The organism is Pseudarthrobacter sp. S6 (assembly GCF_050156575.1).
Taxonomy (GTDB): Bacteria; Actinomycetota; Actinomycetes; order Actinomycetales; family Micrococcaceae; genus Arthrobacter.
This window is the reverse complement of record NZ_CP189581.1, coordinates 465,125-490,387: the sequence shown is the minus strand read 5'-3', so window position 1 is coordinate 490,387 and position 25,263 is coordinate 465,125. Positions and strand designations below refer to the sequence as shown.

General features: G+C 62.9%; 31 protein-coding genes and 1 pseudogene. 21 read left to right on the top strand and 11 right to left on the bottom strand.

Annotated elements, in window-relative coordinates; translation table 11 throughout:
• Window positions 1-25: 25 nt before the first annotated feature.
• Together ACQCS0_RS02460 and arr are read left to right on the top strand one after the other, a co-directional pair.
• Window positions 26-223, top strand: a complete 198-nt coding sequence (locus tag ACQCS0_RS02460) for a hypothetical protein (RefSeq protein WP_282329775.1) — start codon at window positions 26-28, stop codon at window positions 221-223.
• Between the two features lie 9 nt (window positions 224-232).
• Window positions 233-644, top strand: a pseudogene (gene arr, locus ACQCS0_RS02455) (NAD(+)--rifampin ADP-ribosyltransferase).
• 68 nt (window positions 645-712) lie between these two features.
• Here arr and ACQCS0_RS02450 read toward each other — a convergent pair.
• Both ACQCS0_RS02450 and ACQCS0_RS02445 read right to left on the bottom strand, forming a co-directional pair.
• Window positions 713-1,357 carry a hypothetical protein gene (locus ACQCS0_RS02450; protein ID WP_426940016.1) on the bottom strand — a complete coding sequence of 215 codons (645 nt, stop codon included), beginning with the start codon at window positions 1,355-1,357 and terminating at the stop codon, window positions 713-715.
• A 21-nt stretch (window positions 1,358-1,378) separates the two neighbouring features.
• A complete protein-coding gene (locus ACQCS0_RS02445) occupies window positions 1,379-1,612 on the bottom strand; it encodes a hypothetical protein (protein ID WP_426939111.1) in 234 nt (77 codons plus the stop codon).
• Between the two features lie 306 nt (window positions 1,613-1,918).
• On the opposite strand from ACQCS0_RS02445, the gene ACQCS0_RS02440 reads away from it, so the two are divergent.
• Window positions 1,919-2,383 carry a hypothetical protein gene (locus tag ACQCS0_RS02440; RefSeq protein WP_426939110.1) on the top strand — a complete coding sequence of 155 codons (465 nt, stop codon included), beginning with the start codon at window positions 1,919-1,921 and terminating at the stop codon, window positions 2,381-2,383.
• 158 nt (window positions 2,384-2,541) lie between these two features.
• On the opposite strand, the gene ACQCS0_RS02435 is transcribed toward ACQCS0_RS02440, so the two are convergent.
• The 3 genes from ACQCS0_RS02435 to ACQCS0_RS02425 all read right to left on the bottom strand — a co-directional run bounded on the left by ACQCS0_RS02435 (window position 2,542) and on the right by ACQCS0_RS02425 (window position 4,376).
• A complete protein-coding gene (locus ACQCS0_RS02435; RefSeq protein ID WP_426940015.1) occupies window positions 2,542-3,135 on the bottom strand; it encodes a class I SAM-dependent methyltransferase in 594 nt (197 codons plus the stop codon).
• Entirely contained in the window at window positions 3,132-3,755 is a 624-nt protein-coding gene (locus ACQCS0_RS02430; protein WP_426940014.1) for a GNAT family N-acetyltransferase, read from the bottom strand. The genes ACQCS0_RS02435 and ACQCS0_RS02430 overlap by 4 nt, the downstream gene beginning before the upstream one ends.
• 177 nt (window positions 3,756-3,932) lie before the next feature.
• Window positions 3,933-4,376 carry an NUDIX domain-containing protein gene (locus ACQCS0_RS02425; RefSeq protein ID WP_426940013.1) on the bottom strand — a complete coding sequence of 148 codons (444 nt, stop codon included), beginning with the start codon at window positions 4,374-4,376 and terminating at the stop codon, window positions 3,933-3,935.
• Window positions 4,377-4,656: 280 nt separating this feature from the next.
• Here ACQCS0_RS02425 and ACQCS0_RS02420 point away from each other — a divergent pair, with 280 nt between their 5' ends.
• The 4 genes from ACQCS0_RS02420 to ACQCS0_RS02405 all read left to right on the top strand — a co-directional run bounded on the left by ACQCS0_RS02420 (window position 4,657) and on the right by ACQCS0_RS02405 (window position 7,627).
• Window positions 4,657-5,361, top strand: a complete 705-nt coding sequence (locus ACQCS0_RS02420) for an SMI1/KNR4 family protein (protein ID WP_426940012.1) — start codon at window positions 4,657-4,659, stop codon at window positions 5,359-5,361.
• A 407-nt stretch (window positions 5,362-5,768) separates the two neighbouring features.
• Window positions 5,769-6,269 carry a GrpB family protein gene (locus ACQCS0_RS02415; RefSeq protein ID WP_426939104.1) on the top strand — a complete coding sequence of 167 codons (501 nt, stop codon included), beginning with the start codon at window positions 5,769-5,771 and terminating at the stop codon, window positions 6,267-6,269.
• A 309-nt stretch (window positions 6,270-6,578) separates the two neighbouring features.
• Window positions 6,579-7,049, top strand: coding sequence for an STAS/SEC14 domain-containing protein (locus ACQCS0_RS02410; protein WP_426940011.1), 471 nt, complete (start codon window positions 6,579-6,581; stop codon window positions 7,047-7,049).
• Between the two features lie 314 nt (window positions 7,050-7,363).
• Window positions 7,364-7,627 carry a hypothetical protein gene (locus ACQCS0_RS02405; RefSeq protein ID WP_056634869.1) on the top strand — a complete coding sequence of 88 codons (264 nt, stop codon included), beginning with the start codon at window positions 7,364-7,366 and terminating at the stop codon, window positions 7,625-7,627.
• Window positions 7,628-7,803: 176 nt separating this feature from the next.
• Here the strand turns inward: ACQCS0_RS02405 and ACQCS0_RS02400 are convergent, their stop codons facing one another.
• Window positions 7,804-8,247: an NUDIX domain-containing protein gene (locus ACQCS0_RS02400; protein WP_426940010.1), complete on the bottom strand. Its 444-nt coding sequence runs from the start codon at window positions 8,245-8,247 to the stop codon at window positions 7,804-7,806.
• Window positions 8,248-8,368: 121 nt separating this feature from the next.
• Between ACQCS0_RS02400 and ACQCS0_RS02395 the strand changes: the two genes are divergently transcribed.
• The 4 genes from ACQCS0_RS02395 (at window position 8,369) to ACQCS0_RS02380 (ending at window position 11,645) form a co-directional block, all read left to right on the top strand.
• Window positions 8,369-8,977 carry an RNA polymerase sigma factor gene (locus tag ACQCS0_RS02395; RefSeq protein WP_426940009.1) on the top strand — a complete coding sequence of 203 codons (609 nt, stop codon included), beginning with the start codon at window positions 8,369-8,371 and terminating at the stop codon, window positions 8,975-8,977.
• Entirely contained in the window at window positions 8,974-9,774 is an 801-nt protein-coding gene (locus ACQCS0_RS02390) for a peptidase M56 family protein (RefSeq protein WP_426940008.1), read from the top strand. Before ACQCS0_RS02395 ends, ACQCS0_RS02390 begins: the two co-directional genes overlap by 4 nt.
• A gap of 363 nt (window positions 9,775-10,137) precedes the next feature.
• Window positions 10,138-10,440 carry a hypothetical protein gene (locus tag ACQCS0_RS02385; RefSeq protein WP_426940007.1) on the top strand — a complete coding sequence of 101 codons (303 nt, stop codon included), beginning with the start codon at window positions 10,138-10,140 and terminating at the stop codon, window positions 10,438-10,440.
• A 734-nt stretch (window positions 10,441-11,174) separates the two neighbouring features.
• Window positions 11,175-11,645 carry a hypothetical protein gene (locus ACQCS0_RS02380; RefSeq protein WP_426940006.1) on the top strand — a complete coding sequence of 157 codons (471 nt, stop codon included), beginning with the start codon at window positions 11,175-11,177 and terminating at the stop codon, window positions 11,643-11,645.
• Between the two features lie 310 nt (window positions 11,646-11,955).
• Here ACQCS0_RS02380 and ACQCS0_RS02375 read toward each other — a convergent pair whose 3' ends face one another.
• Window positions 11,956-12,513, bottom strand: coding sequence for a TetR/AcrR family transcriptional regulator (locus ACQCS0_RS02375; protein ID WP_426940005.1), 558 nt, complete (start codon window positions 12,511-12,513; stop codon window positions 11,956-11,958).
• A 114-nt stretch (window positions 12,514-12,627) separates the two neighbouring features.
• On the opposite strand from ACQCS0_RS02375, the gene ACQCS0_RS02370 reads away from it, so the two are divergent.
• From ACQCS0_RS02370 to disA, 6 genes are all read left to right on the top strand, one after another.
• Window positions 12,628-12,813, top strand: coding sequence for a hypothetical protein (locus ACQCS0_RS02370; protein ID WP_426940004.1), 186 nt, complete (start codon window positions 12,628-12,630; stop codon window positions 12,811-12,813).
• A 5-nt stretch (window positions 12,814-12,818) separates the two neighbouring features.
• Entirely contained in the window at window positions 12,819-13,352 is a 534-nt protein-coding gene (locus ACQCS0_RS02365) for a DUF2269 domain-containing protein (protein ID WP_426940003.1), read from the top strand.
• 29 nt (window positions 13,353-13,381) lie between these two features.
• A complete protein-coding gene (locus ACQCS0_RS02360) occupies window positions 13,382-13,789 on the top strand; it encodes a hypothetical protein (protein WP_426940002.1) in 408 nt (135 codons plus the stop codon).
• Between the two features lie 1,586 nt (window positions 13,790-15,375).
• A complete protein-coding gene (locus ACQCS0_RS02355; protein WP_426940001.1) occupies window positions 15,376-17,298 on the top strand; it encodes a putative transposase in 1,923 nt (640 codons plus the stop codon).
• A gap of 253 nt (window positions 17,299-17,551) precedes the next feature.
• Window positions 17,552-18,094 carry a TOPRIM nucleotidyl transferase/hydrolase domain-containing protein gene (locus tag ACQCS0_RS02350; protein ID WP_426940000.1) on the top strand — a complete coding sequence of 181 codons (543 nt, stop codon included), beginning with the start codon at window positions 17,552-17,554 and terminating at the stop codon, window positions 18,092-18,094.
• Window positions 18,095-18,350: 256 nt separating this feature from the next.
• Entirely contained in the window at window positions 18,351-19,427 is a 1,077-nt protein-coding gene (disA, locus tag ACQCS0_RS02345; RefSeq protein ID WP_282329780.1) for a DNA integrity scanning diadenylate cyclase DisA, read from the top strand.
• Window positions 19,428-19,450: 23 nt separating this feature from the next.
• Here the strand turns inward: disA and ACQCS0_RS02340 are convergent, their stop codons facing one another.
• Entirely contained in the window at window positions 19,451-20,134 is a 684-nt protein-coding gene (locus ACQCS0_RS02340; RefSeq protein WP_354155446.1) for a hypothetical protein, read from the bottom strand.
• Between the two features lie 153 nt (window positions 20,135-20,287).
• Between ACQCS0_RS02340 and ACQCS0_RS02335 the strand changes: the two genes are divergently transcribed.
• From ACQCS0_RS02335 to ACQCS0_RS02325, 3 genes are all read left to right on the top strand, one after another.
• On the top strand, window positions 20,288-21,262 hold the full coding sequence (locus tag ACQCS0_RS02335; RefSeq protein ID WP_354155530.1) for an A/G-specific adenine glycosylase: 975 nt from the start codon (window positions 20,288-20,290) through the stop codon (window positions 21,260-21,262).
• A gap of 65 nt (window positions 21,263-21,327) precedes the next feature.
• Window positions 21,328-21,543: a hypothetical protein gene (locus tag ACQCS0_RS02330; RefSeq protein WP_354155447.1), complete on the top strand. Its 216-nt coding sequence runs from the start codon at window positions 21,328-21,330 to the stop codon at window positions 21,541-21,543.
• A gap of 36 nt (window positions 21,544-21,579) precedes the next feature.
• Window positions 21,580-22,071 (top strand): hypothetical protein, encoded by a 492-nt coding sequence (locus ACQCS0_RS02325; protein ID WP_354155448.1) that lies wholly within the window; start codon window positions 21,580-21,582, stop codon window positions 22,069-22,071.
• A 47-nt stretch (window positions 22,072-22,118) separates the two neighbouring features.
• On the opposite strand, the gene ACQCS0_RS02320 is transcribed toward ACQCS0_RS02325, so the two are convergent.
• A complete protein-coding gene (locus ACQCS0_RS02320) occupies window positions 22,119-23,354 on the bottom strand; it encodes a transposase family protein (RefSeq protein WP_354156531.1) in 1,236 nt (411 codons plus the stop codon).
• 211 nt (window positions 23,355-23,565) lie between these two features.
• Here ACQCS0_RS02320 and ACQCS0_RS02315 point away from each other — a divergent pair, with 211 nt between their 5' ends.
• Window positions 23,566-23,856, top strand: coding sequence for a DUF3040 domain-containing protein (locus tag ACQCS0_RS02315; RefSeq protein WP_354155449.1), 291 nt, complete (start codon window positions 23,566-23,568; stop codon window positions 23,854-23,856).
• A 68-nt stretch (window positions 23,857-23,924) separates the two neighbouring features.
• Here ACQCS0_RS02315 and dhaM read toward each other — a convergent pair whose 3' ends face one another.
• Window positions 23,925-24,632 (bottom strand): dihydroxyacetone kinase phosphoryl donor subunit DhaM, encoded by a 708-nt coding sequence (dhaM, locus tag ACQCS0_RS02310; RefSeq protein WP_354223482.1) that lies wholly within the window; start codon window positions 24,630-24,632, stop codon window positions 23,925-23,927.
• Entirely contained in the window at window positions 24,629-25,261 is a 633-nt protein-coding gene (dhaL, locus tag ACQCS0_RS02305) for a dihydroxyacetone kinase subunit DhaL (protein WP_354155451.1), read from the bottom strand. Before dhaL ends, dhaM begins: the two co-directional genes overlap by 4 nt.
• Between the last annotated feature and the right edge of the window lie 2 nt (window positions 25,262-25,263).

The window sequence follows — 25,263 nt, the reverse complement described above, 5'->3', positions numbered from 1 at the left end:
CAGCGGCGGACTTTAGGCTGGGGCCATGAATAACACCAAGAGAGCAACGCTCATTTGGTCGCTGGGGGCAGTTATTTTCTCCCTCATCGGCGTATCCACCGCACTGGGCTCCAACGGAGTCTGGTACCTCATCATTTCGGCCGTGGTACTTCTTCTAGCCGGCATCGCTTTCGCCGCCAGGGCGATTCTCTCCCTCCGGGCAGCCAGCGGTTCAGACGCTTAGGCTGTAGGTGTGAGCAAACCCCTGGACGAGGGTCCGTTCTTTCACGGCACGAAAGCCAACCTCCGGGACGGTGATCTCCTCAGGGCGGGCTTCAGGTCGAACTACCGTCCCGAAGTCGTGATGAATCACATCTATTTCACCGCTCTTCCGAACGGCGCGGGACTCGCCGCGGAACTCGCGGCGGGTGACGGCGCCCCGCGCGTCTACGAGGTCGAGCCGACCGGGGCATTCGAGAACGAACCCCAACGTGACCGACAAGAAATTCCCCGGCAACCCCACCCGGTCATGTCGCAGGAGTGCCCCGCTCAGGGTCGTCGGCGAAGTCACCGATTGGACACGACAGGCGCCCGAGGCGCTACAGGCCTGGAAGGAGCGACTCGCAGCACTAAGGGCGGACGAGCGAGGCCAAATCATCAACTGACGAGGATCAACGCTCCTTCAAGGGCATAGAACGTAGGGCGGACCGGCTTAGGGAATCAGCCGCTGATCTCAGAGATTCTGGAAGATTCTCAGAAACATCTCTTCGCTTTCAACATATGCGTTGAAGCTGGCTCGTCTCGATTTTGAAGTATCGGCGATAACGTCGTAATCCCACGCGAAGACGAAATCGCCAAACTGCCAGGAAGACACCTTAGAGTAGGGGGTCTTCGCCAGAGCGTGCTTCGCAACCATTGCATCCCACAGATCAGATTTGTCTGCCATCACATCGCTCAGGCTCATCGGTAAAGGTGGCGCTACGTCGAGGTCGAAGAACTCTGCAATTTTCGGCCTCATCGAGGACCAGCGGAACATATCACCGTTCGTGATGTTGAAGGCTTGATTCTGACCTTCGGGGTTCGTTGCCGCCCAGACGGTCGCTTCCGCCAGCAGCCCTAAGTCGGTCATCTCGATCAGGCTTGTGTACGCCCCAGCTTTGCCCGGGAACCGGAAAGGGATGCCGAGCTCTTTGCTGATGGAGGCGTATACCGCAATCACCATCGCATCGGCCAGTTTTCGCACTACCGACGTAACGAGCAGACCATGGCCAAGCTCGGCAATGCCATCGGCTCCGATGTCTAGCCGCAGCCCTGCCCCGTAGACCCCACGACCGCCATATTTGCCGAAGGCAACATGGCGGTCTGACGTACGCCGCAAGCGGGACGCGGCAGAAAATTATCAGCCGATAGTCGGCTCCTCATCGTTGGCGACAGCCTCGATCCAATCTACGGCCTCGTCGGAAAGCTGGGGTCCGTCTTCTGATTCGCCAGCCCACCACTCAGAATCGGTCTCGCCGCCCGTAACCGCCAAGATATCGGCGATGACATGCTGCGGCAGCGGCTCGCCATTGTGCTCAATAAGCCAGCCGCGTGTTTCCATATCGACCAGAAGCCACCACTCAAAGATGTTCATCAACGCAGTGTTGCACCCCGGAAGTCGTGTGTACACAGTCCGCCGTGCGAGGGGCTCCGGCAAAGACACCGGCTAAAGAGCACAACCCCCAGGCGTGTCCCGCAGAGGGATCGGCTTACGGACACTTATTCGCCATATAGCGATCATAGAACGCCGCCACATAGCGATCATATCCACATATTTGGCTTGGGCGCCGCGTGTTCGTGGATGCGAGGTGGAGGAGTGTTCATCGCATCGGGCCTGGCCGCTGTTGGATCATGGAGGGCAGACCGCATTCCCTCACGCCGGACTCTGTAGTCTGTGCACATGTCGACTGTGTATGTGGTGGGGCTCGCCGTCGTTGTCCTGTCGTTATTACTCTCGCGGCTTCTGGTACCGGGACTGCCCCCGAAAAGGCTGGCAACCCAGCTCACCACCCTGGACCTGGGCCTGACAGCGGCAGGTCTGGCGGGTCTGATTCTCCATTGCGCTTCGATGTTCTTCGAGCCGCTGGTTAGCGTGATTCCGGGAAGCGGGGCCGTGATCACCCAGATCAATGCGATGGGCCCGGCAAGCGTGGCCTGGTACGCCGCTCCGTCACTGATGCTTCTTGCCGGCCTTCGGCGAGAAAACAAGGCGGTCACCGCGCTCCTGGCGGCCGCGCTGCTGACAGTCGGTATTACCATGTACAACGGCGCGGCACTCTGGATTCACTTGGCCGCCGTCTTTGCGGCCGTTGTCGTGACTTCGGCGGTCCTGCTCCTCCTCACCAGGCCACCGCGGCGGGCCTGAGCTACGGAAGCGTCAGCAGAGGTTGATGCGGGGCCGGTCCCGGTGTGGGAAACGAGCCGCGCTACCATCCCCTTGCGGGCTGCACTTGAGACGATGCTCCCAATTTCAATTACTGCGACGGAGCGGCCCGTCCGGTAAGGGATCCCCCACCGAACACCTCAGCGGATGGCGTGAATTGCTCCGTGGGATCGCTGCCCGGTTGTTGTCCGGGCGTGCGTCTCGACCACATTGAAGCCCGCAGCTACCAGCTCGTCGCAGAGGTCACTTACCGGCCACTGGTATGCCGGGACGACCGCATGATCGAACTTCTCGACGACGTGGCCGTGGAAGAAGCCGATCAGCAAGGCGCCGCCAGGGCTAAGGACCCGACTGAACTCCAGGAGAGGAGTGCGGATCGTGTCTGGCTCATAGTGGATTAGTGAGTACCAGGCGAGCACTCCGCCAATTTTCCCGGTGCCGACGTCGAGGGCGTCGAGGCTGCCTGTCCGGAACGGAATGCCGGGATAAGTACCGAGGGCGTGCGCAATGAACTCCGGAACCAGATCCACTCCGACTGCAGGGACCCCGGCTTCACTGAGGAAGTTCGTCCCATGACCCGGACCGCAGCCGGCGTCGATGACCGCACCCTCGATGCCATCCGCCCACGTCGCCACCAGTTGACGATCTGAAGGGTGCACAGCACCGAGTGAAGCAAAGCGTTCGACGTATTCCACCGCCCGACGCGAATACGCATCGCTGACAGCGCTGATCATGCGTTCGAGTCTAGGCAGGCTACGGACAGGTGCCCGGTTGCCGATCCTCTACTCAGTGGTACGTCAGTTTCGAGGATCGACATGTAGTGGACGTCAATCCATTGCTCGTCGGACCACAGCGCGTCCCGGCCCGTGCCTTCGTAGCGAAATCCTACTTTCTCATAGACTTGCCGGGCCCGCGGGTTGAAGGCGTAAACCTCAAGAGCTATCCGATGAAGACCAAGCTCCTGGAAGCCGTACCGGACAATCATCTCGGTCGCCTCACTGCCAAGTCCCCGGCCGCGGCCTTCGGCGCCAAGGAAAGTGCGGAAGCCGCAGGAGCGATTCAACTCGTTCAAGTCGTTGAGCACGACTTCTCCAACCATCGCGTTCGTCGCCTGATCGATCACGGCGAGGACGAGACGGTCATCAGCGGAGCTCCAGCGTTCGTACGTCACGCGGAGGTCATCAAGAGTCCATGGCAGCGTTGTCTGGCTGCTGGAGTGCACTGTTCCGGTCAGAATTGCAGCTTCAGCGTCCTGGAGCATCCGATGCACTATAGGTGCGTCCTGAGCCTGAATCGGTCGCAGTTTGACGCGTGGGCCCTCGATTGTCGGCTTATGCGTGAAGATCGTGGTCATGCGGCCAGTTTGTCAGAAGCTCTCGGAGCCTCGTCCTTAGGCCGGTGGTTCTGCTGACGCCCTGGCGCCCGGGAGGGGATCCCTCACCGGGCACTTCCTGCGTGGCTCGTCAACTGCAGAGTTGATGGTGCCCAAGGCAGCTTCAAGGGGTCTTCATTTGCTTCTCATGGGCGAACATCACAGCCGTCGCCAGGGGTGAGCCGGAGCCTGGTTCAGAACCATCTGCAGCGCCCCGGTGGGGTAGAGCGGGCGGTCGATATCGCTGATGTTCTTCCAGCCAACGGGGCTGCCCTCATCGAGAACGTGTAGGTCGGCATCGATCGGGATGATGTCTAGTTCGTTGGCTGTCACGGCGAAGACATGCACAATTTCGTGGCCGGCGAGCCCTTCGTATTCGAAGATGTTTTCCAGAACACCGAGTAGCTCCACCGTTTCCATAGCCACTCCGAGCTCCTCTTCAAACTCGCGCCGCAGGGCGACGTCGGCAGTCTCTCCGAACTCAATGCCACCTCCAATTGCCCTATAGAACGCTTCGCCTTTTACGGAATCTGTTGCACCCGACACAAGGACATATCCATCGCGGACAGGCAGTCCGACGGCAATATTTCTGATCAATTGCATGGATTCGATCATAGGTTTCGTTCGTGTCCGGTCAGGGATCCGTTAGAGGAACCTTTACCGGACGACCAATTGGCGTCAGACGCGTAAGACCCGAATCCGCAAGAACCCTTGCTCAAGCCCGACTTCTCTCCGCGCCCGACTCGAGGAAGGTATTGATGCTTGGCCTCGTACGTGTCCATTGAGGGCAAAGGCACGTAGATTCACCCCATGGGGACACAGGAACTCTGGACCGGCATTGTTAACTGGCTGAACATCAACGCCCCCGTAACAGGATTCCCCCTTGTCATGGGCACAGGAACTCTGGACCGGCATTGTTAACTGGCTGAACATCAACGCCCCCGTAACAGCCAAAACCATCCGAGCACCCGCACCGGATCCCCTTGTCCGCTCATTTGAACAGGCCGCGCCGATCGGTTGGCCCGGCGATCTGTCGACCATGCATCGCCTCTTCGACGGTGCAGAACCGTCAACGGCGGGGTATATTCTCCCGGGCTATCGGCCACTTCCTCTGGAAGAAGCTGAGAAAGTGCGGCAAATGATGCTGAGCATCGAGGCGGAGCTCGGGGCGGATTCCAATGCAGAATTCGAGCGGAGAAAAAGTTCCCCAATTTACCGAAACCTGCGGGCAGTCGGTGAAGCCCACAGCAGCGTTCCTGTGCCCGAACCCCATAAACCCTATGATCCAGCAGGTGCTGAAGCTGATGAGGCCGGTACCCGCGCTTGGATGTTCATCTCCTCATTCCTGCCGATCGCAGACGATAACGCCGGCGACTTCCTGTTCGTCGATCTCAGGGCCGGGCGGCAGCACGGCTGCGTCAGCGAGTATTTCAAGGGAGAGGCCGATTGGCGTCCCGCCATCTGGCCATCCGTCGAAGAACTCCTGGACGAAACGCTGACTAGCCTGCGAACAGGACGACCATCCCTCTCCGTCAGGCCCTCGGTTATAGACGGCAGTCTGAATTGGAAATTCGTTCGGGAACGATAAGCCAGCGAACGGGGAGCCCTTGAACGCCTGCCCCGCGACCGGGCAGCCAGATCCCGACTCGTGGTCAGGAAATGAACGAGGCAATAGCGACCGTTTCGACGCCTCCCTTCTTTTGCATTCGGAGTGCCTCGTGGACAGCCGCTCGAGTTAGGGTTCGGGCGTCCCTTTGGGGAACCTTGACCGGGCTTTAGGCGATGCGTCGAAAGGGCACAACTGAGCATGCACGACCCCGCGGTCTCCGAAAATTTGGGCGGGACCTTTCGGGCGTGTGACCACCACCAATGCACACCCGATCCATCTGCATAGCCAGGCAGCCGCATGTATCAGCATCAGGGTAAATGTCGCATTTGTCTTCGTCAGAGCAGCCGAGCCTCGGGGCCTCTTTCCAAGCACCCACGGTAGGGATTATGGAATCCGACAGCATCGAACTTATCCCTGCTGACCCACAGGGATGGGCAGCAAGATTTGACGTGGTGCGCGGAAGGCTGGCTTCCCTGTTACCGGACGCGGAGGTCGAGCACATAGGTTCAACCTCCATTCCGGATCTTCCTGCCAAGGACGTTGTCGACGTATTGGTCGGCGTGAACCTACACCAATGGTCGACCGCCATGGACCTGCTCAGCTCGGATGGATTCGACTGCGAGGGCCACAGAGAAGGACACGCGTGGTTCAGCCTGCCCGACAGGAGTAACAGAGAGATCGTCGTCCACCTTGTCCAGATCCAGGGACGCCAATGGCACCGACGCATACTGTTCCGCGACATCTTGCGGAAGGACATCCAAGCAAGGGAACGCTATCTGAGCGTCAAGCGCGAAGCAGCCGCCAGTACCAAAGACTGGGGCGCGTACACAACACACAAAGCGGACGTGGTTGCGGCGATCCTCAAAAGCGCCGGAGGCCCCGACTAGTGCAGACCGGCGTCCCGGAGGCCGCGCCGATCCATCGCCTGCACCAGAGCCTCGAGGATCATCAATTCGTCCCTGTGCCGCTCATCCTGATCCATACGGCGATTCTTGCACGACCGGCAGTCTGTGAAACAACTCCATCCCGTTCGGGGATCCGTTAGAGGAACGCTCAGCGGACAATGCTTTCGTGTTTGATCGACGCGTCCCCGTATTCGATATAGCCTGTCAGCAACCCCGGAGCAGCGTGGCCCGGGACGGGCAATGGCCAGTCGGCTCCGGTGCGGCGGTTGTTGCCACAACATTGGGGGCTCAATGACAATTCAACATCTCACCGAGACTGGCGGGCCGCTTCCGGACCGCACGATCCTGCTCCAGAGAACCGGGGTACCCCGGATCCAGATCGCGCCGGATCACATATTTACCGAGAGTCACCCAGGCTTTTCCGTCGACCGCGTGAGTGTGGGAATAAGCCGGATCATCCTGCCGCCCAACACCCTGATCACAAAGGACGACTGCGTCCGCACCTGTGCAGAACTGCTGGCGCTCACCGGCGGAAAACCCGGCGGAGTGCTTCTGCAGATCACCGGCATCGGCTCTTTCAGCCCGGAGGCGATCAGCGCTTTCGGTGAGGCAGCCACCGTCACAGCGTTTGGTGTCCTGGGCAAAACACAGGTTGACCGCGTCATCGCCCACAGACTTCTTCGACCGGCCCCGCCCAGGTGCCCCACGAAATACTTCACGGACAAAGACGAGGCCATCAGCTGGCTCCGAACCATCGGATGATCCACGGCCTTCTCCATCGTCGGCCCGTCGTTGAAAACGAAGGATTCCGAGAATGCTACGACTCGAGAATCGGCCGCTCCGCTGTCGTTACAGCAGCGCGGCGTCCTGCCGCGGACTGTGATTATTGAGTTCGTTTGGCGGTTAAATCGCAGCTTGAAATGGCGGTTTTGCCGCCCCGCTTGCGGAACCCTTTGCGGGCAGCCCGCAGACCGAGGGAGATGCGGCCACGAAAAGCCTTGTCTGGGTGCGGAACGACCAGTAGCGTTCTGCGCAGTGGGCCTGTGGACCGCTGGCCCCCTTCGAGAGGACGCGCTATGCCAACCGTGATCGGCCACCACGATGTAAAGGACAAGGACCATTGGCTTGCCTCACCGAAACGCGAAGAGATCTTCGGACCCCTCGGCGTCACTAACATCCGGACGTTCGTCAACCCACAGAACCCGACGCAAGTCGCGGTGCTGATGGACGTTCCCGACATGGATGCCGTCATGGCCCTGATGCAATCCGAGGCCGGGGCCGAGGCGATGGCGTATGACGGCGTGCTGCCCGAGACCTTGGTGATTCTCGTCGAGGCGTAGTTACTTTTCTCGGAAGCGCAGGTGCGCGAAAACCGCCTACCGGCCGCGAACGGCCTCACCTCGTGTCCCGTTTGGCGATCCCTCACCGGGCACTTCCTGCGTGGCTCGTCAACTGCAGAGTTGATGGTGCCCAAGGCAGCTTCAAGGGGTCTTCCCTTGCTTCTCATGGGCGAACATCACAGCCGCCGCCAGGGGTGAGCCGGAGCCTGGTTCAGAACCATCTGCAGCGCCCCGGTGGGGTAGAGCGGGCGGTCGATATCGCTGATGCTCTTCCAGCCAACGGGGCTGCACTCATCGAGAACGTGTAGGTCGGCATCGATCGGGATGATGTCTAGTTCGTTGGCTGTCACGGCGAAGACATGCACAATTTCGTGGCCGGCGAGCCCTTCGAATTCGAAGATGTTTTCCAGAACACCGAGTAGCTCCACCGTTTCCAAAGCCACTCCGAGCTCCTCTTCAAACTCGCGCCGCAGGGCGACGTCGGCAGTCTCTCCGAACTCAATGCCACCTCCAATTGCCCTATAGAACGCTTCGCCTTTTACGGAATCTGTTGCACCCGACACAAGGACATATCCATCGCGGACAGGCAGTCCGACGGCAATATTTCTGATCAATTGCATGGATTCGATCATAGGTTTCGTTCGTGTCCGGTCAGGGATCCGTTACCGGGCACTTCGGACCTCATCTAAAACTTTTTCGGATTCGGTGAAACCTTTTGGGCTTTGCCGGACACTAAAGGGCATGGGGAACAACGGAGACAGCGAAGACGTGTTGTGGCGCCAGAGTCTTCTGGGCCAGGGGGATGCCTTTGCTGCCCTGTACGACCGGCATCGGGACAGGGTCTTCCGCCACGCGTACCGGCTCTGCGGGAAACACCACGACGCTGAAGACATTATGGCTGCATCCTTCCTGGAGCTCTGGCGGCGGAGAAAGCAGGTCCGTGTCGTGGAAGGATCGATCCTTCCCTGGTTGCTGGTTACGACCACGAACATGGCACGTAACAGCGCCCGGGCTGCACTCCGCTACCAGCGCCTCCTGAACGCCCTTCCCCGAACCGAGGACATGAGCGACCCAACATCAGATTCATACAGGTCTTACCAGGACGCTCTCGATCAGGACCTTGCACGGGCGCTGGCCACGCTGACGGCCGAGGACCTGCACTTGGTCACCCTCATCGTTTTCGAGGAGCACACCATCGCCGCTGCCGCCGCTGTCCTGGATCTGACTCCTGCGGCAGCGAAATCCCGCATCCACCGGGCCCGCCAGCGGCTCAGAGCAGCGCTAAACCCTGATGCATCACCTAACCCGCCCACCGCTCCAACCCCGGTGTTGGAAGGAGAACGGACATGAACCAGCTCCACGTCGATGACGCGTTCAGTGACGCCCTACGGGCAGAACTCGTCTCCCAAGTCAACAAGGAATCACCAGTTGTGAAACGCAGGCGTACCAGGGTGTGGCTTGGTACCGGTGCGCTGGCCGGGGCCGGACTGCTTGGTGTCGGAGCGGCGGCGGCCGGGCTTTTCGTCATCCCGGGAGGCGAAAAGGTGACACCGTTGGCTTCGCCTGTGACCACTACCTACACCGGCACGGCAACCGTGGAACTGGGCACTCCTCCCGCGGGAACGACGGGGATTCAAATGGAATTTAGGTGCCTGACCCCTGGCTGGTTTGAGTTTCCCGACGGCGCGGCGGCCAGCTGCTCTGAGGCGGATGCGGCCAGCGACAGACTGGGTTGGAGCGGCTACACCATCAGCCTCGCCCCTGGCCAGGACAGTGTCACGATCAAAACTAATACCGAGGCCCGCTGGCAGCTGACCGCCGAGTATGTGAAGCAGGAACGAACACCCCTTGGTGTCAACTCCAAGGGCGAAACATATGGCGTCGAAAGCCAGGAGAACGGAACCCCCGACCTCATCGCTGTGATGGCCACCAACGGGCAATCAGGGTACGCCTACGCCAGTGACCTGTACGGAGGTCCCATGCCCACCAGCCCGGAAGACGCCGTCAAAAACTTCAGTAGCCCGCGCCCTCCCCGCGAGATCCCTGTCTTCCAAAGCGACGGAGAAACCCAGATAGGTGGCTTCATGGCCGCCGGCTCCGGCGGAGGGATACCCTCCTACCCAACGCGAAGTGCCCCGCCAGGGTAAACCGCCCATCCGCTGGCATCCCTGCCCTCCGCCGCAACATGCCGTTCCCGATCCACTCCGAGAGCGCCATCCTATGAATGCGCGTACGCACCCAATATCCGCCGGTCAGCGTCCACCAATGAAGGAGCACCATGAAACGCATTCGATTGTGGCGACGCCTGGTTCCATCCCTACTTCTCACCATGCTGCTGACATCATGCGGCGATAAGGTGACGGGCGGACCGGGAACTGCCGAGCCCACGACGAACACCACCAGCTCAATCCCTGGATCTACCAGCGGCCCCATTCCAAGCGGTGGACCCTTCGCGTGCGTCGACTGGGTCCGATTCGAGACCCCCCCAGGATCAATACGACAACGCCGGCATGGTGCTCATTGGAAAGTCTGTAAGCCGGGCCGGCGAAACCAGCATTTACGGTCACATAGCCACGACCCACCTTGCAGAAGTCGAACAGGTACTCAAAGGGAATCCCGGAGAGGGGAACCTGCGCATCACCTCCACGCCCCCGACCTGCACTGTGGGAGCGTCCTACCCGGACGGCGATCCGCTCGATACAGCTGAAAGAGTCATCATTTTTGCCTCCAAGCAGGGCGGTGAGTGGTTCACCATGACCCCCGCACAAGGAGTCTTGCCCTTCCCCAAGGGTGCAGAGCTTCCCTTTCATTAGCGTGAGTCCGCGTTCCATGGCTTGAGGATCCGAATCCACTCTCTCAGCGAACCCTCTACGGGAGGATGGCGGGTCGATGCTTCAGCTAAAGGCCACTTGCACGGGCTTGAACCCGAAAGGCCCGCCGCAACCAGGTCCGAAGGGGTGCTCCCCGGTTGATTCCGTTTCTATGGGCAAATCACGGGCTATCCGTTCACCAGAAGCGGCCACGGCTTCCACAAAAATCGAAGTGACACTGACAGGCGGATTCAGGTATGGCGGAGACTGCGGCACCAGCCATTTTCCCTCAGGGTTTCTCGCCACCGGTTCAGGAGTGCATCCCTCCCCAAAACAAGCCGCTACTGACTCCGGCGGGGTGGAAAAGGCCAGCTCCACATCACCCACATAGGCGTAACCGACTGCTGGACATGCCCGGCTTACCCAGGGCATGCGGCCGAGTAGGACAGCAAATGCCAACACGGTGACAACAATGCCTGCCGCAAGCAGAAGTACGCCCCGAAGCTTCATAGCGTGAGCCTAGCCCGTCATCCATCGGGAGTCTCGCCATAAGGACTCCTTACTCAGTGGTTCACCGCTCCGTTTGGGGAACGCTGAGCGGACACTGCTCTCGTGTTTGATCGACGCGTCGCCGTATTCGATATAGCCTGTCAGCAACCCCGGAGCAGCGTGGCCCGGGACGGGCAATGGCCAGCCGGCTCCGGAGCGGCGGTTGTTGCCACAACATTGGGGGCTCAATGACAATTCAACATCTCACCGAGACTGGCGTGCCGCTTCCGGACCGCACGATCCTGCTCCAGAGAACCAGGGCACCCCGGATCCTGGCCGTGCCGGATCACATAGTTGCTGAGAGTCACTCAGGCTTTTCCGTCGCCCGCGTGGGTGTGGGAATAAGCCGGATCATCCTGCCGCCCAACTCCCGGATCACAAAGGACGACTGCGTCCGCACCTGTGCGGAACTGCTGGTGCTCACCGGTGGAAAACCCGGAGGAGCGCTTCTGCAGATCACCGGCGTCGGCTCTTTCAGCGCGGAGGCGATCAGCGTTTTCGGTGAGGCGGCTACTGTCACGGCGTTTGCCGTCCTGGGCAAAACACAGGTTGACCGCGTCATCGCCCACAGACTTCTTCGACTGGGCCCGCCCAGATGCCCCACGAAATACTTCACGGACGAAGAAGAGGCCATCGGCTGGCTCCGAACCATCGGATAATCGTCCACGACGTGTTCCGTCTCGAAAACGATCAGTTGATGAGACGGCACGGCCGTCATCACTGACGCTGAGTGTCACGGGGTGGCTTGTGAAAAAGTGAAATATCCGGTGCTAAGGTTTTGCGGCGCAGTGGCCTGTAGTTGCCGGGTTTGATCTGGTTGGCGCGGGGCCACGTGCGGCAGGTGAGGTTGAGGTGTTCCATCGGGACGTTTCGCTCTCGAGGTACTGACCTGAGGACCGGGTCCGGGTGCCGGGGCGCGGGGCACCCGTCGATGTCCCAGCCCGGCCCGAAGCAGCCATACCCGCTCAGTCAGGCTCTTGGGCGCAAGCTTTCGAGCGTTAGTTGGACGAGTCGACTCACGGCTGCCTTCGAGGGTGATTCCGCGGCCGCCGCGAGGGCGTGCACGCAGTAGCTTGCGAGTTCTTCGGGCGCCATGTCGTCACGGATGGCTCCTGCTTCGGCCGCCCGGCGGAGCACATCACTGACGAACGCGAGCTGCGTTTGGCGGGCACCCTCGAGGTGCATGACCGAGGCGATGGCCGATCCGTGATGTTCGAAGGTCATCATGGCATGGATGTGGAGCACCGCCTCCAGCTGGTGGCCGGCGTCGCCCCCTGAATGTGTGACTGCGGCAAGGTGTTCGAGGTGCCCGGCGAGCTGGCGGTCATGCTGGGCACGCAGTACTGATTCGACGTTCGGGAAGTACTTGTAGAGGGTCGCCCGCCCGATGCCGGCCTCCTGGGCGATCTGCGACATGGTCACTGACAGCATTCCATGCTCGGCCACGAGAGCGGCCGCGGTGTCCAGGATCGCATCCTGCACGGCGCCGCGATGCGCCTCGATTGTCTCGTTCCATAGCTTCGGCACCATCCCAGTGTACGAGACGACGGTTGCATGACACTATGCCCTTGATTAATACAGAGTGTCTCGATAGCGTGAAATCGCCGCTGCAAACTAGGCCCGGCAGAACAGGAGACCACCATGACTGACCCACCACCTGACCACCGCACGACACAGAACCCCAATGCCGGGACGAATCCCGGCCGCGGACCGGCCACTAAAACGCCGCGCTGGGTGAAGGTTTTCGGACTCATCGCCGTGGCGCTGGTTCTGATCTTCGTCGTCAGCCACCTTGCAGGCGGCGGCATGGGAAACCACACACCGTGACGGCCATGTCCCCCCGCCTGCGCAAACTTGCCCTCACGGCCCACGTCACCGTCTCGGTGGGCTGGTTCGGCGCCGTCGCAGCCTTCCTGGCTCTCGCCGTCGCCGGACTCGTCAGTCCGGATGCCGGCCTGGCCAAGGCAGCGTATCTCGGGATGGGGGTGACCGGCTGGTTTGCCATCGTCCCTTTGGCGGTTGCCGCCCTACTCACCGGGATTGCGTTGTCTCTGGGCACCGTCTGGGGTCTCTTCCGGTACTACTGGGTGTTGATAAAGCTGCTGATAACCGTCCTGGCCACCGGCGTCCTGCTGGTACACATGGGGCCGATCAGCGGCCTCGCAGCCACGGCAGCGGAAACGAGCGTGTCCGTTGGCGGAGTCGACGGCCTGAGAACCCAGGTCCTCGTGCAGGCCGCATTGGCGCTTCTGGTGTTGCTCGTTGCCACCGCCCTGTCGGTGTATAAACCGCGGGGCATGACCAGCTATGGGCAGCGAGCACAGCGTAGAACGCCACCGCCGACCGATCCGACCTACGCAAAGTAGAAACACGTCAACCCCAAGAGGAGAATCCAATGACCCAACACAACACCCCAGACGTCGAGACCGCAGCCGCGGTCGCCGGCATGCTCGCCGCGCTTGCCCACATCGACGGAGCGGGCTTCCATGGCATCGACGCAGCCCTCCGGAAAGAATCGCCAATCATCGACGAATTCTGGTCCAGCCGCTCACGGGCCGCCCAGATCGCGGCCGCCTCCATCCCCTGGCCGGAGGAACTCGAACAACAAGCGAAATCACTCGGCGACGCCGCCGGCCGACTCGCCACGGCGCTCGGTGGTGGCGACGCGAAGATTGCTGCCACCCGCGCGAGGGAAGCCCATGTCGCCTGGCACACGCTGAACACTCCGGCCTGGAACTACCTAGCAAAAACCGTCGACCTTGAGGTGGAAGGCGAAGCGACCAGGGACCATCACCATCACTAGGCCGGATCCTCGCAGGTCATCAGCATCATAGAAACGATCGTTCGCAAGACATCGTTTTGAGATCCTTCCCGGACCAAGGAATACAAGGGCTCGCCGTGTAACGGTTGCCGCGTACTGTCATTTTCCGAAGTCGTCTGCACGGAATGTCCAAAGTCGACTGCACAGCCCGTCTAGATCCCGTAAGGGGATCCTCTAACGGACCGGCTAACAGGCCTGCAGGAGACCGTCTAGCTAGCCCCTGCGTAGGCGAATAACCCGGACGGTGTGAAAAAGGATCAACCCCACTCCAATGCTGACGAATATGGCGTCTGGCCAGCGAGGCGGTTCTATGGCAAGCCTGTATACGGCTGGAACCATGATGAATATGGCGAGGCCGATACCGAGCCAGGCTGAAAGCCTGATTCGCTTTTGCTCTTCCCGCGTTTTGGCAGCGGGCTCACTGCTTGTGGTGTGATCGTTGACCGGTCTGCTGTAATGCTCGGGTTCCATGCGGCCGCCCCCTCAGGCTTGGTGTCCCGAGCCTACCCGAGCCACCCATCCCCTTCAGGAGCGGCTGCTGGTCAGTGTCGGTCCCGTAGAGGGAACCCTCTACGGGACAGCCCCAACGTTTGATGAGGCGTCGCGATGAATAGTTGCCTAATACGCCCCGACTGCCCGCCGGGGGCAAGGGGTTTGCGCCCTCGTTGTGCATCACCTTTTGGGGCTTCTGATGGATACCTCGCCGCCGCCGAGGCGGTCGCTAAGACAATCAGCGATCCGTTCAGCATCTTCTTGTGTCGCTGTCTCGAGCAGCTTGATACCCAGGTGAGTAGAAGGCAAATCTGCCGATTGGATCGACTCCTCAATGAGCGGGTCTTCAACGCAGTGATCTATCGAGGCACCGTCCCTCGGTCCGAGCACTGAGACACTCCAACGGTCGGACGTTCCTGGGGTGATGCTTGCGTCTGTTGCCACACCGCAGCTACCCAGGGCAAAGGGCATTATTAGGAATAGACCCATCCAACGGCCCGCCTGGCGTTTCATTTATGGCCCTTCCCCCGAAGTCCCAGCCTGACCAGAGCATACGCTCAACACGCAAGTTCCCGTTCCGCTTGTCGAACCATCTACGGGACGATTACAGGCCTTTGCTCAAGTAGGTTCCGCGCAGTCCTGCGCCGCGCAAAATAGAACGTCGAAGTCGTGGCAGACGTCGCGTTCATTGTCCTGATTATTGTGTTCGAATCCATTCGTCGCGGTTCGAGTCTCGCTGCCATTGCTGCCGGGGTCCGATCCATTCACGCGCTACATCCGTCAACCAGATCGTGCTGTCAGGGTCCCAGCCCGCAATGACCGTTGCCGTTTCGAGGTCGACCTCAAGTGGGAGCCCCGCGGCATTCAGGTAGCCCATGACGGTCAGGTGCGTGGCGTCCCATTCGCCGGCGACTTTTTCCCAGTCCGGGATTACCCATCTTCCATGTCGTCCGGTGGTGTGGAACCAGTCGTGTCGCCTGGACGCTGTGACTTCTAGGGGGAACTTGCGGCAGAGGCTTACCCAGTCCTCTGCTGTGTTTATCTCAAGTACCTTGCCGGATCCGCGAACGGGAACCGTGGCGAGCCTTCGGGCAACGGCTGCAGCGGCCGGGGTCTCCACCGACACTGTCCGGCGCGCCCTCGCCGGCAATGAGTCAAACACCCCGGAAACCGGCCAAATCAGCGCTGACAAAGGCGGATCAGCGCCCGGCGCATCAACGTCGCCGACCCAGCTGGTGTTGCCCGTGCTGCCGGAGCCGACGGATCGTTCCGGGGAGCGGGCAGCAGCCCGTTCCGGGCTCCTCGAATGCGCGGTTCCGGTGTTTGCCCCGGCGGCCCGGGTGCCGTTGGCCGGGCTGTTTCTGGCCTTGCCGGCGCTGGAGGCCACCGGGCTGTTGGCCTGCGCGAAGGCAACGTTCGGGGCGTTGCCTGACGGGTTTTACGGGCTGGAAACAATGCTCCTTGACGCCGTGCTGCGGGCCCTGGCCGGGGAACCCCGTGCCGAAGGCGCCACCCGGATCGATCCCGTGGCCCTGGGCCGGGTGTTGGGCCTGGACCGGGCCCCGGAAGTAAAAACCATCCGCCGCAAAATCAGTCACCTGGCCCAGACCGGTAAGGCCGGGGACCTGCTCACCGCCCTCGCCATCCACCACCTGAACCCAGCCGGCGGCGATAGTGCCGGTAGCGGCGATGGTGAGGGTGGGGATTTGGCTGCTGTGCTCTATGTTGACGGGCACGTCCGCGCCTACCAAGGCGGGAAGAAGATCGGGAAAGTCCACTCCACGAGGCTGAAGTTCCCGGTCCCGGCGACCGAGGAAACCTGGGTCTCCGACGCGCACGGGTCCCCGGTGCTGGTCGTCATGGCCAAACCCGGCACCGCCCTGACCGGTCAACTGCGGGCCCTGCTGCCCCAACTGCGCACCATCATCGGAGACTCCCGGCGGGTGCTGGTCGGTTTTGACCGGGGAGGCTGGTCACCGTCGCTCTTCAAGCACATGGACGAGGCCGGCTTCGACGTCCTGACCTGGCGCAAAGGCACCACAACGGACATCCCCGAGAACAGCTTCACCGAGGTCGCCCATGTTGACGCCCACGGGGAACCCAGGACCTGGAACGCGGCGGACACGGCCGTTGACCTGGCCATGGCCGCCACCGGGGAAGCGTTCCGGATGCGACAGATCAGCCGCATCGTCCCGGCCCGGGGCGGGACAACCCGGCAGATCCACATCCTCACCACCGATCAGGGGATGCCCGCCGGTGAAGTGATCTACCGGATGGGCTCCCGCTGGCGGCAGGAAGACTACTTCCGCTACGCCCGCATCCATTTCGACCTGGACTCCCACGACGCCTACCCCTCCACCGATGATGACCCCGAAAGGTCAGTACCGAACCCGGACAAGAAAAAGGCCTACCAAAAAGTCGTCGCCGCCCGCGCCCACTACGACCAGGTCCTGGCTCGAACAGACGCCGCGATGCTCGCGCTGCGGACACCAGCCCCAGGCACCAACGAAGTCACCATCACCAACGCCATGCACAACCAGGTCACCGCACCCCTCTGGGACGCGGAAGCCGCATTGGACCAGGCAGAAGCTGCCCACCAGAAGATCCCCGTCCGGGTCACGTTGGGAGAACTCTCACCCGGCCAACAAGTCCTCGACACCGAGACGAAACTGATCACCCACGCGATCAGGATGGCCGCGTTCAACACCGCCACGACCCTCGCCAGGGAAATCCGGACCAACACCGGCTACGCCCGCGCCACCGAAGAAGCCCACGCACTGGCACGGCAGGCGCTCACCGGCAGCGGCGATATCGACACCACAACCCCCGGCTACCTCACGATCCGCCTGGACCCACTCCCCACGGCGCGCGCCACGGCAGCAATCAGCGAGCTCTGCCAGCACCTCACCACCACCGAAACCCGCTACCCCGGCACCGGCACCGGCACCGGCACCGGCACCGGGCTAATTCTGCGCTACGAAATCAAAAACCACGCCTGACCCCACACGCAATAGCTCACCATGTCAGGAGCCCTGGACCTCAGCGCCGAGAAAAAACGCCCGGGTCGCCTTGGGATGACGCCCGGACAAGACCTTCTCCGGCCAGGGCCTTGCCGGGCAGGGACGCACACTCCGGCGGAGCTTGCCGAACTCATCGCGGTGACGCTCGACGGACTAACGCGTACGACCCTCAGCCCGTGCCAGATCTGACGGCGCGCGAGCCACCCAGGCTGGCGTTCGGCATACTGGTTCCATGCAGGCGACGACGGTGTTGGTTGAGGGCGAGAGTGACCGGATGGCGGTGGAGACGCTGGCCGTGAGCCTTGGCCATGACCTGGCCGCCGAGCGGGTGACGGTGGCCCCGATGAGAGGCGCCAGCAGCATCGTCCGCTTCCTCGACCGCTACGGCCCGGACGGCGCCGGCCACCAGTTGCTAGGTCTGTGTGATGTGCGGGAGTCCCGTGGCATCGCTCGTGCGCTCGGCCGGGCCAGCATCGGGTCGGGCCCGCTCGCGGAGCTTGGCTTCCACGTCTGTGACGCCGACCTGGAGGATGAACTCATCCGCTGCCTTGGGGTTGACGGCATTCCCGGTGTCATCGCGGCTCAGGGCGAGCTCGCGTCGTTCCGGATACTCCAACACCAGCCGTCTCAGCGAGACCGGCCCAAAACGGCGCAGTTGCGCCGGTTCTTCGGGGGACGCAGCGGTAACAAGGTCCGGTACGCGCCCCTGCTCGTCGACGCATTGCCAACCGGGCATGCACCTCCGCCGCTCGCGAGCCTCGTTGCCTCATTCTGATGTGGTGGGGGCGCAGAGCCCGCCACGCACCCAAACCGGCCAAATGTGCCCACCCGACCAGCCGCCGTCGCACGCGCCCCCGAGGCACTTTAGTGCACCCCCTAACGGGGCACTTTGGGGCTTGTCCGTGCGGTTGTTGCCGCTTCTTACCTCTATCATTGAGCTTGCGGGAAACTGAGTACTTTTTGATCCTGCCGGCGGAGTGAGAAACCGGCGTACCTGCGGGCGGCAGTCTGCACCTTTGAAGGGAACACCTATGGCTCGGAGCCCCGAAGAATCGCTCAAGGCGACTCTGGGCAGAGTGGCTCCAGGCACGCCGTTGCGCGATGGCCTGGAGCGCATCCTCCGGGGACGGACCGGTGCGCTTATCGTGCTGGGCTCGGACCGGACCATCGATTCCATCTGCTCCGGCGGGTTCGACATTGGCATCGACTTCTCCCCCACAAGGCTCCGCGAACTGGCCAAGATGGACGGCGCCATCATCTGCGACAAGGACGCCGGCAACATTCTCCGGGCCGCGGTCCAGCTGGTCCCGGACTCAAGCATCGAAACCCAGGAATCCGGCACCCGCCACCGCACGGCGGAGCGCGTGGCCATCCAGACCGGCGTTCCCGTGATCTCCGTCAGCCAGTCCATGCAGATCATCGCGCTGTACGTGAACGGGCTCCGGCACGTGCTGGAGGGATCCGAGAAGGTCCTGGCCCGCGCCAACCAGGCCCTCGCCACGCTGGAACGGTACCGTTCGCGGCTGGACCAGGTGACCAGTTCCCTGTCCGCGCTGGAGATCGAGGCCATGGTGACCGTCCGCGACGTCGCAGTGACCCTGCAGCGCCAGGAAATGGTCCGCCGGATCTCCGAGGAAATATCGCAGTATGTCCTGGAACTCGGCGAGGACGGCCGGCTTCTGTCCCTCCAGCTCGATGAACTCACGGTTGGCCGCGGCCCGGGCAGCGATGTCATCATCCGCGACTACGCCCGGCCGGACGCGTCCGCCGAGGACATCGAACGGGCCGTCACTGCGTTGGTGAACCTCGGCCCTACAGAGCTGATCGACCTGGGCAAGATCTCCGGGATCGTCGGTTTCGCCGGCGGCGAGGCCAATCTCGACGCCGTGGTGCAGCCGCGCGGTTACAGGTTGCTGTCCGGGCTCAAGGCAGTCCCCAAGGCTGTTGCCGACCGCTTGGTGGACCACTTCGGCGGCCTGCAGTTCCTGATGGCGGCCACCATTGACGACCTCATGACCGTTGACGGCATCGGCGACCAACGCGCCCGCACCGTCCGCGAAGGCCTGAGCCGGATGGCCGAAGCCAGCCTGCTGGACCGCTTCCTCTAATCCCCACCCACCGAAGGGGCGGATCAGCTGAGCTGGAACACGGCCTTGGGGCTGGCCCTCGAGCCAAGCTTGGCCGTGAAAATGTAGTACGACCCGCCCGCTCCTGGCTTGGCTTCGATGGGGCTGCAGCCCTCCAGCGTGCGGTTACGGGCCCACGGAAAGTTCGCCGTTTCGCTGGCTCCCGGGGCAATCGTCTTCATCAGGTCTTCGCTTTTGGCCTGGCAGTCCTTGGACGAGAAGATCCTGTCCGCACCGCTGGTCACCAGGAACTCCATCTGGGACGTTCCGATGTTCACCTCGCACGGCATGGTTCCGCCGTTGGTCACCTTCAGGGTGAGCAGCGGGTTCTCATCGGGGCCGTAGGCGGCTTTGTCCGTCGAAGCGGACACCGTCACCAGGTTTTGACTGCAGGACGGCGTGGGCGTGGCAATGGGTTCCGTGCCCGCAGTTTGCGACGGCGATGGGCCGGGGGCGGGGGCAGATTCGGTGGCGCCGCCCGTGGAAGCTGCCTGCTCGGTGCCGCTGAGCGCACCGGCCACCGCAAAGCCACCGAAGGTGAGCGCCACCGCCATGAGCAGGGCTGTTCCCATAAAAAGCCGACGGCGGCGGTAGACGGCTGCGCTCGGCTGCCGGGTAGCGCCGGAACCGCCCCGGGAACCGGATGCGGATGCCGTCTTGCGCGGTGATGAATTGCCTTGCCTGCCCATCCTTCTAGGCTAGAGAACCCGCCGGATTCTGCCGTCCCACCACGCCGGTCCCCCAGTCAACGCTAAGGTCACAGTTTGTCCGCGGGAATCTTCGCGCGGCTCCCGGGAATCCACTACAGTGTTGGAATCGACGCCATGACCCTTTCCCCAGCCATGCCCGTGGACGGCCCGTCCGGCCCGGGTGGACTCCGCCCCGACCAGCTCGCCGCGCTGCACCGCAGGATCACCGGCTGGTTCGCGGAGACGGCGAGGGACCTGCCGTGGCGCGAAACCCGTTGCTCACCGTGGGGAGTCCTGGTCAGCGAGATCATGCTCCAGCAGACCCCTGTGGTGCGGGTTTTGCCGGTCTGGCGGGAATGGCTTGAGCGCTGGCCCACCCCCGCCGGGCTCGCCGGTGAGCCTGCAGGGGAAGCCGTCCGCTCCTGGGGAAGGCTCGGCTATCCCCGCAGGGCACTCCGCCTGCACGCGGCCGCCGCCGCCATCGTCCGCGACCACGCCGGCGAGGTCACCGGCGACTACACGGAGCTGCTGGCCCTGCCCGGCGTGGGCAGCTACACGGCCGCGGCCGTTGCCGCCTTTGCCTTCGGACGCCGGGAGACTGTGGTGGACACCAACATCCGGCGGGTGCACGCGCGGCTGGTTTCCGGCGTCGCACTCCCCTCACCGTCGCTGAACGCCGCGGAGATGCGGCTCGCAGCGGAACTGCTGCCGGACGACGTCGGGACCTCCGTGCGCTGGAACGCCGCGGTGATGGAACTGGGGGCGCTGGTCTGCACGGCGCGTGCGCCCAAGTGCGCGGAATGCCCGGTGCGGGACTCCTGTGCGTGGCTGGCGGCCGGCGAGCCGCCGCCGTCGTACGTTCCCAAAGGACAGGCGTGGCATGGCACTGACCGGCAGGTCCGGGGAGCCGTGATAGCCGTGCTTCGGCTTGCGGAAGCCCCGGTGCCGACGGAAATGTTCCAGCGGGAGCCTGCTGACCTGGGCTTCGCGGCGACAGGAATCGGCGTGCCCTTGTCCGCATTGCACCGCCTGAACTCCGCGCCGGAACAACTCGAACGTGCCATTGCCGGCCTCCTCGGCGACGGCCTGGCCGAGCTGCACCAGGGCGGTTACCGGCTGCCGGCCTGAGCGTCTTTTAGGGTGGCCCGCCCCTGGATGGCATACTTTCTGGTGACTCGAACCGGGGGAAGTTCATGAGAATCGTGTTGTATGTCATCTGGGCACTGTTTGTTGCGGGTGTCATTTTTGCGCTGGTCCGCTCACTGCGGAAAGCCAAGCGGCAGGAAAACAACCCCGCCGAATCCACGCTGCCGGCCTTTGTTGTTGCCAAGGTCCGGATGGCGACGGGTCTCATTATGGTGATCTTCGGAGCAACGGCCATAACAATGTTTGCATCACTTTCCTGGTAGCAATGCCGGCTTCCATCTCCGGATTTACGCTGGAGTATGGGCAAGCCCGGGGTACTTCTGGCACTGATGACGACGGCGGTTCTCACCTCCGGTTGCTACTACTACCCCGCCCCGACGCCGTGCCCGATGATTGCCCAGGCGTCAGCGGTCTCTGTGACCGTGGCCCGGGAGTACGCACCGCAGGTGGGCTCACTGCGTCTCAAGGCCTGCCAGGACGGCGTCTGTGAAGAGGCCGCGGTCGAGCTTTTTCCCGGCACTGCCTCGATTGACCAGGGCTGCACACCGGAAGGGGTCTGCTCCGCCACGGCTTCCCCGGACGGGACCATGATCGGGATGCTGATGCTGGAGTTCCTCACGGAGGCCCCGATGGCGCTGACCGCCACCGCGGCTGCTCCGGACGGATCGGCACTGCCGGTGCGCACCCTGAATTTCCGGCCCCGCGGCGCCTATCCCTACGGCGAGCAGTGCGGGAAGTTCGTCACCGCTTCGGTTATTCTCGACGCCCAGGGCCTGCGACAGGCTGCGTGACTCTTGGCGGCCAAGGGCCCTCCAGCCCCTCCCCGAAACGACTCATGTCAAGATGCACGCGAAAGTGTCTTGCTTGCCTCATCTAATTGTGCTCGCGTGGATGATGCTTCCAGTGCCCGTGTTTTCGCTGCGGCGAGTGCGATCAGCTGGGTCTGGATCTTGGTGATGCCGCGGGTGAGGTCGGCCGGGTTGGTGATCTCCATCAGCTCGGCGAGTTCCGCGGCTTTAGCTCCGGTCAGGATCCCGGAATCGATCACGCGTTGGTACGGGGTACGCGGTTTGTCATAGATGCGGGCCTTCTTCCCGTGCTTATTGGAGCGCCAGCCGACCGCTTTCGTGGTGGCGGTGAAGAGGTTCAGCCGTACCCGCACGAGGGCGTAGAGGGCGTTGAGCAGCTTCAGCTCCGCGGCGGTATCGTAGCGGTAGTGGAAGGCGTGCCGGCGGACCACGTCGCCGTTTTTCTGCTCGACGTGGGCGTTGTCGTTGGACTTGTACGGCCGGGACCGGGTGAAGTAGATGTCCTTGTCATCGACCCATTTGATCAGGGCGTAGTTGATGAACTCTCCTCCGTTATCGGTATCCAACCCGACCATGGGGAACGGCAGCCGTGCCACGACCTCATCCATTGCCTCCAGCACCCATTTGTGCGCGCCGTTGCGGACCGCGACGTTCTCGGTCCAGCCGGTGAACACGTCCGTGGCGGTGAGGGTCCTGGCGAATTCCCCGGCCAGGGTGGGGCCGCAGTGGACGACCATGTCGGCTTCGATGAAACCGGGAGCCTGTTCGTGTTCATCCCCGGCCTTGCGGACCGTGATTGAGTTGCGCAGCAGGGGCCCGGCCTTGGTCGCGGACAGGCCTTTAGGCCTGCCGGCGTCCTTGGTCGGTTTGAGCAGCCGGTCGATGGTGGCACCGGAGACCTTCAGCAGCTGCGCCCTCACCTCAGGGGTCAGCCTGTCCTTGTCCAGTTCCCCGAAGGCCTCAAGCTTGGGCAGCCACAGGTCCATGGTGGCGGCCAGGTACTTACCCGACGGCATCCCCGCGAACCGCCACACCTCGATCAGGACCTTGAGGGTGCCGTAGCCGTAAGTACGTCCCCGCGGCTTCCGCACAACAGCCTTCGCAGGACCCTTACGCTTACGGGCCGTGGACAGCGCCCGACGGGCATTGGCCCTTGACCAGCCGGTGACGGCCACCAGCTCATCGAGCACCGCCCCCTTGGCCTTCTTGGCTCCTTTCGCATAATCGCGTGCGTACTGCTTCGTGATTTCCCTACGCGTACCCATCGACAGGCCCATCCCTCATCGTCACCGCCGTGCCCGTGGCGGCCCGTGATTTACGCGAGCGTTTCTCAAATGAGGCACGCACCCCATCTCGCGAGCACTATTGATGAGTCTGGTCGCTCCCTTGACTTCCACCCAGGACGCTTCTACGGTCTGTATTACTAGCATCGGCAAAGATGGATTACAACAGGTTCGCCGCCGGGAAGGGGTTATGATGCCACTTTCAGATAGAGAGCGGAAACAGCTTGAGGAGCTGGAGTTGGGCCTGTCTGCAGACGATCCGCGGCTCGCCGAGGAACTCTCGTCCGGCTCCGTGGGCACGAGGTTTGGGCGCCGCACGTACTTCGGTGCCATCGCTTGCCTGTCCGGACTGGTGCTGCTTATTGTCGGTGTCAGCACTCAGATCATCGTGATCGGCGTTGGCGGCTTCCTCCTGATGGGAGCCGGCACGTACCTGCTCGTGGACAAGCGCTCCTTCAATCTCGGCCGCAACCAGGTCAAATAGGCGGCTGACCGGACGGCATTCCCGCCTGGCCGGGATCCACGCCAGCAACGCCCATATCAGTCCACGGCCTACGGCTCGCCGAAGCCGGCCTGCACCAGGCCGCCAACGTAGTTCAGGGCACGCTCTGCGTCGGGCCCCCATGCCTCGATATGGAGCATGGATCCCTTGCCTGCCGCCAAGATCATCAAAGATGTCATTGACGCGCCATCCACGCCGTTGACCGTGACTTCGGCGTTGAGGGACGCCAGGCCGCCCGCGATCTTGGCGGCCGGACGGGCGTGCATTCCGGCCTCGTTCACCAGTTCGAAGTCGCCGGTGAAGTCCGGCCCCGGACCGGTGACGGACCCTTCAGCCACTGTACTCGCAGCCAGGGCCAGCGAAGCAGCCGTCACGTCCGGTCCCAGTCCGTAGACCGCTTCGGCGGCACGTTTAACTGCCTTCGCATCAGCACCGCCCTGCGCGGCCACCGCGGCAGCAACCAAGCCCTCCACCAAGGGCGCGTCCGCCAGAAGCACACCGGCCGGCTCCTCCACGAGCTCCAAGGCCGATTCCGCCGTCATCACGGCAGATCCCAGGTCTGTCAGGACCACCACGCCATCGCCGCCGGCCGTCTGGTCCAGGGCGGACATGACTTTTTCCAGGCTCGTTCCGATCCTGCCGTCTGCTGTGCCCCCGGCGCCGAGGATGACGACGTCGGGCGCCATCTGGGCGGCAAGTTCCACGGCGCCGTCGGCTATTTTTTCGCTATGGGACACCACCACCAGACGAACTGTCACGCTGCGGCCCCAACGGCCGCCCGGAGAATCAGCGCACTTGAGGCGGCGCCCGGATCGCGGTGGCCCGCGCTCCGCTCCCCCAGGTAGCTGGCGCGGCCCTTGCGGGCCACCAACTGGTCGGTGGCCACAGCGCCGGCTTCAGCCGCTTCGGCCGCAGCCACCAGCACGCCAAGGACGGTGCCGGCACCGTCCTTGGCGGCGGCCTGTGCAGCCTCCACTGCGGGGGTCCAGGCATCCACCATGGTCTTGTCGCCGGGTTCGGCCTTGCCCCGGGCCACGATCCCGTCGCGGGCAGCCCCGAGCGCTTCGGCAAGGCGCCCCGGATCAATCTCGGCCGCGTCTCCCAGCGCGGTGGAGGCGCGCAGGAACGCGGTTCCATACAAGGGTCCCGCGGCGCCGCCCACCTTGGACATCAGTGTCATGGCTGTCAGCTTCAGCGCCGCGCCGGGAGTCTCCGGCCGCGCCTCGGCCAGTTTGTCGAGCACGGCCTGGAAGCCGCGGTCCATGTTCTCGCCGTGGTCGGAGTCCCCGATGGCACGGTCCAGTTCGATGAGCCAGACCCGGTTTTCCGCCATGGCCTGGGCGCACAGCGTCAGCCACCTGACGGCCCAGTTCACGTCCAGGATCACAG